Below are 12,104 nucleotides of genomic sequence, written 5' to 3' on the forward strand. Positions count from 1 at the left end.
TTGGCGCATGACGCATCCATTCCGATCGCGACGACGCGCGCACGCACCGTCGTTCCGGCGATATTCGCCGCGATTGCGTTTGCCGTCGGCGCGTGGGCATGGTGGGTGTCGCACGACCGCATCAACGGCACCCTGCGCCCGCATTTCCCGATCTGGGACTACGTCTGCCATGCGCAGGCGGCGCGCGGAGTCCCGTACCCGACCGGCGTCATCTACCGGCCGCCGAATCCGCTGATTTCCGGCGCGGTGAACATCACCGGGCGGTGGGGCTACAGCCTTGCCGCGATCGCCGCGATCCAGCTTCCGTTTCTTGTCGCGCTTGTTGTCGCGTCCGCCTTCATCGCGTGGCGCCTCGCGGGCCCGTTCGCGGCGGCGCTTTCGGCATGGCTCGCGGCGCTGGCGCCGATGACCGTCGGCCTGTCGGTGAATTTCGACGACCTGCTGATGTTGCAGGCGTGCGCGGCCACCGCCGCGGCGCTTTGGCTTTGGTCCTGGCATCGGCGCCTTTGGCCGCTCGGCTTCCTCTCCGTTTTTCCGGTGGTGTTCGCAATCCGCGCCGCGGTCTATTTCTCAAACGGCCTCACGTTTCTCGGCGTCGTCGGATTTGCCGGCGGCGGCGCGATCCTGTGGGCGTGGATCTCGTGGTGGAAAAACCGGCACGGCCAAGATCCGCGCGCGCTGCCGCCGATCGAATGGACCGGCTCGATTCGCGTGCTCGCGAAATCGCTCGGCCGGCGATGGAGCTTTTCGCGCACGCCGTGGGTGCTCACGCTGTCGGTGATCGTCGCGGGCGCGGGCGGCGTCGCGGCGGCCTGGCCGATCCCGACGGGGTATCTGTTCGCGCAAAATGCCATGCCGTCGTTTCAACACCTGTCCACCGCGCACAATCCGGCCGCGATCCGGGCAACCGTTTCGCTGTGGTTCGCTTATCTCGCGGGGCCGGCGCTCACCGCCGTGTGCGCGATCTCCATCGGCATCGCCGCGTGGCGGCGGCGCCTTCTTGCGGCGCTTCCGCTTCTGGCCTGGCTTTTCTTGCCGCTCGCGCTGTTTACGATCGTCACCAAGCGGCACGAGTTCTACCTCGTGTCCGCGGCGCCCGCGACGTACCCCCTCGCGGCGATCGGATTTTCGATGATCGCGACGCCGCGCCGCCGGATCGCCGCTTCCGTCGCCGCATGTGTGGCCGTCGCCGCCGGCTTCGCGCTCGCGATTCGATCCGACATCCCCGAAACACCGCCGTACCGGCTGCGCGAGCTTTTCGAAAGCGTCCCCAAACCGTATCTCTACGCGCCGGACGCCCGCTTGATGATCCTGAACGACGCGGCCGGAAAGCGAGTCGCCAAGATTTGCGCGGCGCGAAATCTGCCGATCAACGCGCTCGCGCGGATCCCGGGCGATATCGGCGCGGTGGGTGTCGCGATCTGGCGCAACGCGCCGGACCTGCCGCTCGGCGACGTGCAAACCGGCCCGTTTTTTCCCGGGCGGCACTGTCTTGTCATCGACATCGGGACCGAGCGCCGCCCTCCGAAACTCCATCGTTACCTGACGGCGTACCTTCGCGAGAGCGCACCCCGCGCGCCGGACGCGGCGCGCGGCGAACTGATCGCCCGCGTCGAGGGAATTCGCGCGCACTCCGGCGAATACGAATTCGTTTTCGCCGAGCGCGGATGGGCGCTCCACATTTTCGACCCGGCCGGCGCGGGCAACGAATGACGCCGCGCGCGAACCCCGGCGGCGCGCCGCCTCGTTTCGAGCAGCCGCCCCTTACGGCGGTCCTTCTTGCGATCGCGGCCGCGTCGGCGTTCGCGATCGGCGCATGGGCGTGGTGGGTCTCGCACGACCGCGTCAACGGCTACGTGCGCCCGCACGATCCGCTGTGGGATTTCGTCTGCGACGTGCAGGCCGAACGCGGCATTCCGTGGCCAAAGGGCGTCATTTACGAGCATCGAAATCCGCTCATCGGCGCGGCGAAAATCGTCACGGCGCGCTTTGGGTACAGCCTTGCGGCGATCACCGTCGTGCAGGTTCCGTTTATCGTTCTTCTTGTCGCGGCATCGGCGGCGATCGCCTGGCGCCTTTCGGGCCGTTTCGCGGCCTTGCTTTCCGCGTGGTTTGCCGCCCTCGCGCCGATGACCGTCGGCCTTTCGACGAACCTCGACGAGCTTCTCGCGCTTCAGGCCTGCGCCGCGCTGGCGGTCGCGCTGTGGTTGTCGTCTTGGCGCCGGGCCGGCCGTTTCCCGATCGGATATCTGGCCGCTTTCCCGCTGGCGTTCGGTGTGCGTTCGGCGACCTATTTTTCGAACGGGCAGACGTTCCTTCTGATTGCCGGATGCGCGGGCGCCGGTACGATCGCATGGGCGTGGATCGAAAATCGGCGGCCATCGACAACGCCCGTCCCCTGGGATGTCGTTGCGCCGGTCGCCGTTTCGATCGGCGCGGGCATCGCCGCGGCGTGGCCGTTTTCGGTTGCGTATCTGCTCGGGGAAAACGCGCGCGCTGAATTCGAATATCTGTCCGTCGGGCAAAACCCGCGCGTGTTGCTGGCGTGCGCCGGCGTGTGGTTCGCGTACTTCGCGGGGCCGGCGCTCGGCGTCGTCACGTTCGCGTCGCTCGCCGTTGTCGCCGTGCGCCGCCGCGCAAACGCCGTCGCCGCGCCGCTTTTGTGGCTCGTGCTTTCGTTCGCGCTGTTCACCCTCGTCACCAAGCGGCACGATTTCTATCTCGTCGCCGCGGCGCCCGCGACGTATCCACTCGCCGCGATCGGACTGTCGATGATCGACGCGCCGCGGCGGCGCGCGATGGCCGCGTTGGTCGCGGTGCTTCTTGTCGCCGCCGGATTCGTCCACGCGATCCGCTCCGACATTCCCGAAGAGCCGGCATTCGATCTGGAAACCGTGTTCGAGGGCGTGCCGCTTCCGTATCTCTTTTCGCCGAACGCGCGCTCGCTTCTGCACGACGACGCCGTCGGCGAAAAGGTGGCGCGGGCGTGCGCGCGGGAAAACCGGCCGGTCTTTGCCGTCGTCAAATTCGGCGCCGCCGCGGTTGGGGTGGAGCTGTTTCGTCGCGCGCCGAACCTGCCGCTCGCGGACATTCGGCGCGATCGGATGTTTGCCGGCGATCACTGCCTGCTGCTTGGGGATGCGCACCGGCGTTCGATCGCGCCGTATCTCGACAATTTCGCGCGCCGTCATCTCGGCGACCTGCGCGAAACCGAAAGGACCGCCGCGCTGCGGAGCATCGAACGCATTCGCGCGCGCGCGGCCGAATATCGATTCGTCTTCGCGGAACGCGGGTGGGCGCTCTACATTCTCGATTCGACGGACGAGCGCGCGCCGTGAGCGACGTTTGGCGCGCCCGGGAGTCGCCGGCGCGGCTTTGGCTTGACGTTTCAAGCGCAGATGCGGAAATGGCGCGGATCGCACAAACCGGACACGACGACGGGAGCCGAATTTCTTGACGGACGCGCCCCCCCCACCCGCAACCTTCCCGGCGTCCCGCGCCATCCCGTTGATCGCGGTGGCGATCGTCTTCGCGGTCGCGGCGTGGGCGTGGTGGACATCGCACGGCCGCATCAACGGCGTTGTCCGCCCGCATTATCCGGTCTGGGATCTCGTCGCCAACATGCAGCGGCAGCGTGGCGTTCCGTATCCTCCGGAAATCGAACATTTCTCGCGCAACCCGCTGCACACGGCGGCGCTCGCGATCACCGCGCGCCTGGGGTACGGCGTCACGGCGATCACCGCCGTGCAAGTCCCCTTCTTGATCGCGGTCATTCTCGCGTCCGCGCTGATCGCGTGGCGCCTGTCGGGGCCGTTTGCCGCGGCAGCCGCGGCGTGGTTTGCCGCGCTCGGCCCGATGACCGTCGGGCTCGCGACGAATCTCGACGACCTGCTCGCGTTGCAGGCGTGCATCACCGTCACCGTCGCGCTGTGGCTGTGGTCGTGGCGCCGGAGGCTTTGGCCGCTCGGTTTGCTTGCCGCCGTGCCGCTTGCATTCGGCATCCGCGCCACGGCGTATTTTTCCAACGGCGCGATCTATCTGGTCTTCGCCGGGTTCGCGGGCGCCGGCACGATCCTTTGGGCATGGATCGCATGGTGGCGGCGGCGCCGATCGGGCGAGGACGCCCCACGCGGGCGGCGCAAATCGCCCTATCCGATGCCCGTGGCCGTGACCCTGGCGATCGGCGTGTCGCTTTATGTCGCGCTTGACGCGCTTGGGCCGATACCGCTGGACGCGCTGGAAAAGAGCGCGGCGAATCCGAAGTGGGAGGCGTTTTCGGTTCTGAACAATCCGGCCGTCCTTCGGGCTTGCGTCACCGAGTGGTACACGTATCTCGCCGGGCCTACGCTTGCCGTCGTCTGCGTTTTGTCCATCGCTCTCGCGCTCCGGCGGCGGAAGGGGATCGAGCTGTTGCCGCTTCTCGCGTGGCTCTTGTTGCCGTTTGTCGCGTTCACGATTCTGAACAAACGCCACGATTTCTACCTCGTGTCCGCGGTTCCGGCGACTTACGCGCTCGCGGCCATCGGCTTTGCCGCGATACCGGGTTCGCGCCGCCGCGCGGCGGCGACGATCCTCGCCGTGCTTGTCGTCGCGCTCGGATTTCGCGACGCGATCCGCGCGGATATCCCGGCGCATCCTCCGCACGATCTGGACGATTTGTTCGAAGGCGTGCCGTATCCGTATCTCTATTCGCCGAGCGCCGACATGATGATGCACGACGAGGCCGCGGGCGCGCGCGTCGCGGGCGCCTGCGCCGGGCGCGATTTGCCGATCAACACGCTCATGCGAATTCCCGGAACCATCGCGTTTATCGGCATGGAAATCTGGCGCAACGCACCCGACTTGCCGCTTGGCGACATGCGGTTCGGCCCGTATTTTCCGGGCGCGCATTGCCTTTTGCTCGACGTCGGCGTGTACGACGACAAACCCGACCTCGATCGCTACATCGACGAGTACATCGCCGGCAGCCTTCCGCTCGTTCCGGAAGAAGAACGCGAACCGCTCGTCGCGCGCCTTTCGGAAATTCGCGAGCGCCGCGACGCTTACCGCTTCGCCTTCGGCGAAGGCTCGTGGGCGATGTATTTCTACGAGCCGGGCGAGGGCGCGGGCGGCTGACCGACTAGTGCGCCCACGCGGGTAACGCCCGGAAATCGATACCGAACGCGGCGCCGCCGAGCAAGTACAAAAGCAACGTCACGACGGCGACGCCCGCGATGTTGAGGACGAACCCCGCCCTTGCCATGGCGGGGATGGAAACGCGGCCGCTTCCGAACACCACGGCGTTCGGCGGCGTGGCGACCGGCAGCATGAACGCGCACGACGCGGACACGGCCGCGGGCGCCATCAGCAGGATCGGATTTTTTCCGAGGCTCGCCGCCGCCGCGCCGAGGATCGGCATGATCATCGTCGCGGTCGCCGTGTTTGACGTGACCTCGGTGAGAAACGTCATCGCGAGGCACACGATCACGACGAGAAGCGGTGTCGGGACCGCGGACAAACCCGCGACGCCCGCGCCGATCCATTCGGACAACCCCGTCGCCGTGAATCCCTTCGCGAGCGCGAAGCCGCCGCCGAAAAGCAGCAGCACGCCCCACGGCGCGCGCGTCTCGAAGGATTTCCACGAGAGCAGGCGGCCGCCCGCGTCGCCCGGATCGCCGCCGGCCGAAACGCCGGAAGGTACAAGAAACAGCAGCACGCCCATGAAAATCGCCACCGTGCCGTCGGTGATCCACGCCGGTTCGGGCAAAACGCCCGACCAGCCGGGGATGCGAAAGCCTCCGAAATCCATCGGCGCGCGAAACATCCACGCCGCCGCCGTGACAAGGAAAATCGCGCCGACACGGCGCTCCGCGGAGGTCATCGCGCCCAGCGCATCGATTTCCCGGCGGATCACGTCGCGCGCGGCGTGCCCCGCGTGCGCGGAAGGATCGAGTTTCCGGAGTTTTCGTGTGACGACTCCCCACGCGATCGGCAGCATGGCCGCGGAAAACGGCAGGCCGAACAGCATCCAGCCGGCGAAGGTGATGCGCGGCGCGCCCGGATACATCGAGTGAAAAAATCCGGAGAACACGATGTTCGGCGGCGTGCCGATGAGCGTCGCGACGCCGCCGATCGACGCGGCGTACGCGAGGCCGAGCATCAGCGCCTGTCCGAATTCGCGCGCGGCCGGACTTTCCGGAGCCTCGTCCGGATAGAGCTGGCGCGCGACGGCAAGCGCCATCGGCAGCATCATGAGCGTCGTCGCGGTGTTGGAGATCCACATCGAAAGCAGGGCGGTGGCGAGCATGAATCCAAACACGACGCGCGGCGGGCCGCTGCCGATGAGGCGGATGACAAAAAGGGCGATGCGCCGGTGCAGCCCGCAGCGCTCGAGCGCGGAGGCGATCATGAACCCGCCGAGAAACAGGAAGATCATGTCGTCGCCGAACGCGGTCGCGGTTTCTTTCGCCGGCATGATGCGCAGCACCGGAAACAGCACGAGCGGCAATAGCGCGACGACGGCGATCGGCGCGGCCTCCGAGATCCACCAGCACGCCATGAGCAGCGCCACGCCGGCCATGCGCCAGGCCTCGGGCGCCATCCCCGCGGGCGGCGGCGTCAGAACGCCCGTCAGAAAAAGCGTGATGCCCAGCAAAAATCCGAATGTCTTCCCGAAACGGGTTTGCTTCATGCTTCCTGCTTTCCCGCGACGTTACCTTTACATATCACATCAAGACGCATGGCGACCGCGCGGGCGACCGCGCTATATCGCCGCCGCGAAAAAGAACCGCGCCGGTTTTCACGCCGGCGCGGTAGTCGGTTCATTCGACGTTTGAGACCCGCTCCCTAACGGTCGCGGTTCGTTAAAGCCTTCGGTTGTTCCGACCTTCCAGCCTTTCAGCCTTTCCGTCTATCCACCATTCCAGCCTTTCCGCCTTCTTCTAGCTAACAGCCGCAGCAGCCGTCATCGTCATCGTCATCGTCGTCGCCCGACGCGGCGTCGTCATCGTCGTCATCGACGTCATCGTCATCGTCGTCGTCGTCGTCCGCATCGTCGTCTCCCGCATCGTCATCGTCCGTGTCGTCGTCATCGTCTCCGGGAGGGTCAGGCTCGGACATCACGGTGATGTTATCCGCCCAGGAAACGCCGCTGACCTGATCGCTCATCACAAAGCCGAGGCCCTGCACCGGCGCGCCGTCGCCGAACGGGATCGCGATGCCCGCGCAGTCGGTTGCCGCGTCGTCGACAAACAGCGCCGCCGTGCCCGCGTCCAGATCCATCTCGAGCGAAAACGCGTACCATTGATCCAGCGAAAGCGAGACGTTGCAGTCCGTCGTGGCCTTGGTCAGGTGATTTTCGATGGCGACGCCGCCATTGAGCATGTGGACCCAGAACGCCTCGTTCGGCGCGTCGCCCACCTCGTCGAAAAGCGCGAAGGAGAAACCGTCGCCCGCCTCGAACATTGCGTCATAAGAGATCGTCGCCAGGTTGTGCTCGAACGGAAAAAGGGCGGCGTAAAACCTCGCGTCGATCTCGTTTGTCGAGTCGTCGAAGCGGATGGCGTAGTCGTCATCCTCGTCCTTGCGCTGGGACGGACGCTCGCGGATACGAATGTCCATGCCGCCATCGCCGGCGGCCCACCAGCTCCGCGTGGCGCCGGGAATCGGGAGGACAAATTCGGTGCGCATCCCGATATGTTCGCGATACCGCTCGAACCGGAAGCTCTCCTGAAACGTGTAGTTCGCGGGGATCATCCCCACGTCCATGCAATCGGTCGCCAGGCGGCCGGTCAAGGTGTTGAAACCGACGGCCCACGTGTCGCCGGACGCAAGGCCCGCCGGAAGCGTGAACCGCCCGGTTCCGTTGTCCTTGACTTCGAAGTCGAGCGCCGCTCCATACCCGCCGGATTCCGTGAACAGGCGCAGCTTCAGGTTCGCGCGAAGCTGCTCGCTCGCGCTGAAATACACCTCGTCCTCCGGCTCCATGTCCTCGTTGTCGACGTACAACCGCGACAGTTGGAAGCGCAACGCGAATCCGCCGGGCTGGTCCTTCTCGGGGTCCGTGGTGTAGCCATTGAAGATGTAGACCGTTCCTTCGTCATCCTGCACGCACGCCATCGCCGCGCGGGACTGCGGTAGCGTCTCGGTCGCTTCGGTCCAGTTCTCGTCCGCGGAGTCGAACGAGCGAACCGCGTTCGAGGTCGTGTAGGGCGGGCCGGTGAGGTAGTCGCCGCCGCCGATCACGAGCGTGTTGTACGGGCCGTCCGGCAGAACGCACGGGTACGTCCAGTCGGCGTACGCCGTCACGGTCGACCAGCCGCCGCCGTCGATGCCGTAGTGCGTCGATTGGGGATCGCTCCCGAGGAACTGCGAGAAGCGCCATTCGCCGTCGCCGCCGATATCCGGTTCGCGGGTGAAGGCGCCGCCGCCGGCGAACGAACCGACCGGACGCACGGAGCCGGCCGTTTGCCAGCCGGAGACGAGGTCGTCCGTATCGAGCCACCACAGCGCGGTGTTGAACGCGCTGCCGGTATAGCCGCCCGTCACGTAGATGACGCCGCCGTGCTGCGCGCAAAACACGCCCGTCACTTCGTCGGGCAGCGGGTCAAGCGAGTCCCACGAGTTCGTGGCCGGGTCGTAGCATTCCACCGCGTCGGTCGGGCCGACATACGAAAACCCGGAACCTGTCGCGCCGCCCACGACGCAGAACTGGTCGAAGCCGGGGATCATGCCGGTGTTGCACGCCTCGGTGCGCGCGGTCGGGATCGGCTCCAGGCCGTTTACGCCCTTGGAGTCGGTCGTCCACGTATCCTCGGCGATCAGGTAGCGATAGACCGCGTCGGACCAGCCGATCGCCGCGTCGTAGCCGGACACGATGTAGACGTCGTTGCCGTTAATGGCCGCCGTCGGCAGGTTCAGCCCCGCGGGGCCGTCGGCAATGGCCGTGGACAGATCCGTGCTCGCCGACGCCGGCGCGGCCAAAAAACAAACCGCCGCCGCAAGAAACAGAACACTCAATCGTCCCATAACCCATCCTCCTTCACGAGCGCGCCCTGACGCCCTCCTGAATGCGGAAGGCAAGACGCGAACCGCGTCGATGAAAAAACAAGAGCCCATCCCATTTTGCCGTCGATTTTACGGATCGTTACGCGTGCGCGGTCAAGAAGGAATCGCGCGAACGTGGGCGTGCAAACCAATCCGGCGGCGTGAAGTCAGACGCGCACGCCGGTCAGCCGCTGCACGAGGAGCGCGGCGGATCGGAACGCATTGGCGATTCCCGGCATGCCGCACGTGGCGCACGCGACGTGCAATCCGTCGATCGCAGGCAAGCCGCGCGCGCCGGCCAGCACGCTCTTTGGCGTCAGCCGCCGGCCGTAGCCGTTGCCCGACTCCGCGCCAATCTCCGTGTATACGTCCCACGGCGACAGCACGCGAAACGTCTCGACCCTTGCGCGAATGCCGGGAAACACGCCGTCGAGCGCGGACAGAATCCGTTCTCCCGCGCGCCCGCGAAGCTCATCGTGCGCGGCGTCGCCCGCCTCGGCCGCGGCTTTCGCCTGCGCGAAGTTTCCCGGACAGAACACGACCATCGAAAACGCGTCGGCTGTATTTTGCGCGCCGGCCTTCGGTCCCTGGATCGCGCCGCACAACATGCGCGGCGTGGCGGTCATGTCACACGACGTGTAGTCGACCTCCGCGTCATCCGGGTACCACCACAGATTTTTCCCGGCGAGATCGCGCGCGGCGTCGGGGTAGCCGTTGACGCCGACAAACGCGGAGAGGAACGTGTTCGACGGTTCGTACGCAAAGCGCATTTTGTCGCCGCCGGGGAGCAGCGCGGCGGTCTGCCGGGGCGAAAGATTGCTGATGACGATGTCCGCCGCGTAGCGAGTACCGTCCGTGGTCCGCACCGCACGCACGCGCCCGCCGTCGATCTCGAGCGACGCGGCACGCACACCCGCCAGCACCTCGCCGCCTGCCTCGCGCACGACGCCCGCCAGCGCGTCGATCATCCGCGCAAATCCGGGAACGGGCCGCGCCGCGCTCTCGTGGTAAAAGCCCGTCGCGGCCGCGAACACGCCGGCGGAAAGCTCGCGCGCGTTTTCCAGAAAGATGCCCTCGTGCCCGCCCAACACGCGGCGCGCGGCGGGTGACAGACCGCGCGCGAGATCGTCGAGCGTCGCGCGAAGGCGCCGCATCGCCGCAAATTTTGACGCGATCGGCACGTCGCGCGATCCGAGCACCGCGCCGGCCATGCGCGCGGCGCCCGCGTCGAAAAGGCCCCGATCGGCAAGCACGCGGCAGGCAGGGACAAGGCGGATCAATTCGCCAAAGACGCGGTCGATCGCCTGCGTCTCGCCGGGAAACGATCGGCTCATCGCGTCGCGAAACGCGGCCAATCCCCGGGGCGCCTCGAACGCTTCGCGACCGCCGACGACAACGCGCTCCATGCCCGCGGCATTCATCGGCGCAAACGGCAGCGCCTCGTCGATATCCAGAAAACGCAGTACGCGCGCACCGATGCCATCGCCCAGAAAATCCCACACGTACTGCGGCCCGGCGCAGAAATCGTAGCCGTCGATGGTGTACGTGCGCGCATGCCCGCCGAGAAGCTCCGGGTGCGCCTCCAGCACACGCACCCCGCACCCGGCCTTCGCCAGCATCGCCGCGGCGGCAAGGCCCGTCGCTCCGCTTCCGATGACGACAACGTCCGGCCTGTCGCGCGATGTCGGTGACGCGGTCATACGCTCGCTCCGCAAGGATTCAGAAATCTTCTTTTACCACAGTGGACACAGAGAACACGGAGGGGATTTTCTTGATACGAACCGCGACCGTTAGGGAGCGGGTCATGCGATGACAGAGCCACGCGCGTCAGCACGTGGCCGCCCGGGGCGCGTGTCTTGCGATGACAGAGCCACGCGCGTCAGCAAGTGGCCGCCCGAAACGAACGAAAAGCCGGCCCTCGGAAGTCGCATTCCCACGCCTACTTTTCCGGGATGCCACACTTTTGGCTGAGTCCGCGAAGCCAAAGGTATGCCCTTGGGAACGCCGAGCCCCAGCTCGGCTGAAGACTTTTCAACACAGAGGCCACAGAGAACACGGTGCGATGAAAGCCTGGGACCGCCGAGCACTGTTTGGCAATGGTAATGCTCGCCGCGCGCCGCCAAAAACCACGCCGCGCCCGCGATGTCGCATCGGCTCCACCCCGGGACCGCAGGTGTCCTCACCTGCTTCGTAACGCATGTCAAAATAAATAGGTGACTGTCCCCATTTTGCCATGACAGAGCCACGCGCGTCAGCAAGTGGCCGCCCGAAACGAACGAAAAGCCGGCCCTCGGAAGTCGCATTCCCACGCCTACTTTTCCGGGATGCCACACTTTTGGCTGAGTCCGCGAAGCCAAAGGTGTGCCCCGGGATCGCCGCGCACCAGCTCGGCTCTTCAAGCGCCAAGCCCAGGGAGCGCGGGCATCCCGCCCGCTTCGAACACGCTTCTCCCGACACCGCATGTCGCCACCTGCTCTGGAATGCTTATCAATAAACGGCGACTTAAGTGAGTTCGAGGCGCCAGGTAAACTCGGCTTGAGTCTCACGCCAATCGTAAGCGACCAAAACAAGCGCATCGATATTCAAAAAACTCTCGGCGAACGCAAGCGCTTTTCGAACGGCGCGGTAATTTGTCTCCGTACGTAAACCTGAAATCCATTTCCAGCGCGGAACCCAGACAACACCAATTCGTGTCAAGTCGTGGACGTGGAATTTCAAAATGTCCTTGTAAATTTCGTCATCGGCCCGATATCCCATAATTTCCATTGCGATACGGTCCGATCTTCTCCAAAAATCGAATTCAAATCCTTCCGCAGTTAATGGGTGACTGAAACGCATGTGCCGAGCGAACCCTATCCCCGCGAGGTTCGGGGCGAGCGCGCGGTCCAGATCGGTACTGTTTGGGAAGGGACGGTCGGACCTCGGATCAAGACGACGTCTCACAGGTGTTCCGTTAGAGTCGTTCAATAACGCGTTCAAAGTCGCATCGTCGTCGTCAGTAATGTGGCCGAATACCCGAAATAAGTTCCGATCGCTCATGGTAATTCGCACCCTACCCCCGTCTCCCGCCACCCCAGCGC

At 65.7% G+C, this 12,104-nt stretch carries 7 protein-coding genes; 3 read left to right on the forward strand and 4 right to left on the reverse strand.

Annotated elements, in window-relative coordinates:
- From K8I61_02955 to K8I61_02965, 3 genes are all read left to right on the forward strand, one after another.
- Positions 1 to 1,713 (forward strand): hypothetical protein, encoded by a 1,713-nt coding sequence (locus K8I61_02955; GenBank protein MBZ0270967.1) that lies wholly within the window; start codon positions 1 to 3, stop codon positions 1,711 to 1,713.
- A complete protein-coding gene (locus K8I61_02960; GenBank protein MBZ0270968.1) occupies positions 1,710 to 3,338 on the forward strand; it encodes a hypothetical protein in 1,629 nt (542 codons plus the stop codon). The genes K8I61_02955 and K8I61_02960 overlap by 4 nt, the downstream gene beginning before the upstream one ends.
- Before the next feature lie 115 nt (positions 3,339 to 3,453).
- The gene (locus K8I61_02965; protein ID MBZ0270969.1) at positions 3,454 to 5,115 is read left to right on the forward strand and encodes a hypothetical protein; all 1,662 of its coding nucleotides are present in this window, start codon (positions 3,454 to 3,456) and stop codon (positions 5,113 to 5,115) included.
- Between the two features lie 4 nt (positions 5,116 to 5,119).
- Here the strand turns inward: K8I61_02965 and K8I61_02970 are convergent, their stop codons facing one another.
- The 4 genes from K8I61_02970 to K8I61_02985 all read right to left on the reverse strand — a co-directional run.
- Positions 5,120 to 6,670, reverse strand: a complete 1,551-nt coding sequence (locus K8I61_02970) for an anion permease (GenBank protein MBZ0270970.1) — start codon at positions 6,668 to 6,670, stop codon at positions 5,120 to 5,122.
- Between the two features lie 254 nt (positions 6,671 to 6,924).
- The gene (locus K8I61_02975) at positions 6,925 to 9,006 is read right to left on the reverse strand and encodes a hypothetical protein (protein MBZ0270971.1); all 2,082 of its coding nucleotides are present in this window, start codon (positions 9,004 to 9,006) and stop codon (positions 6,925 to 6,927) included.
- A 185-nt stretch (positions 9,007 to 9,191) separates the two neighbouring features.
- Positions 9,192 to 10,724 carry an NAD(P)-binding protein gene (locus K8I61_02980; GenBank protein MBZ0270972.1) on the reverse strand — a complete coding sequence of 511 codons (1,533 nt, stop codon included), beginning with the start codon at positions 10,722 to 10,724 and terminating at the stop codon, positions 9,192 to 9,194.
- 802 nt (positions 10,725 to 11,526) lie between these two features.
- On the reverse strand, positions 11,527 to 12,104 hold a 578-nt coding region (locus tag K8I61_02985), incomplete at its 5' end, for a hypothetical protein (GenBank protein MBZ0270973.1).

Source organism: bacterium, from assembly GCA_019912885.1.
Classification (GTDB): Bacteria; Lernaellota; Lernaellaia; order JACKCT01; family JACKCT01; genus JAIOHV01.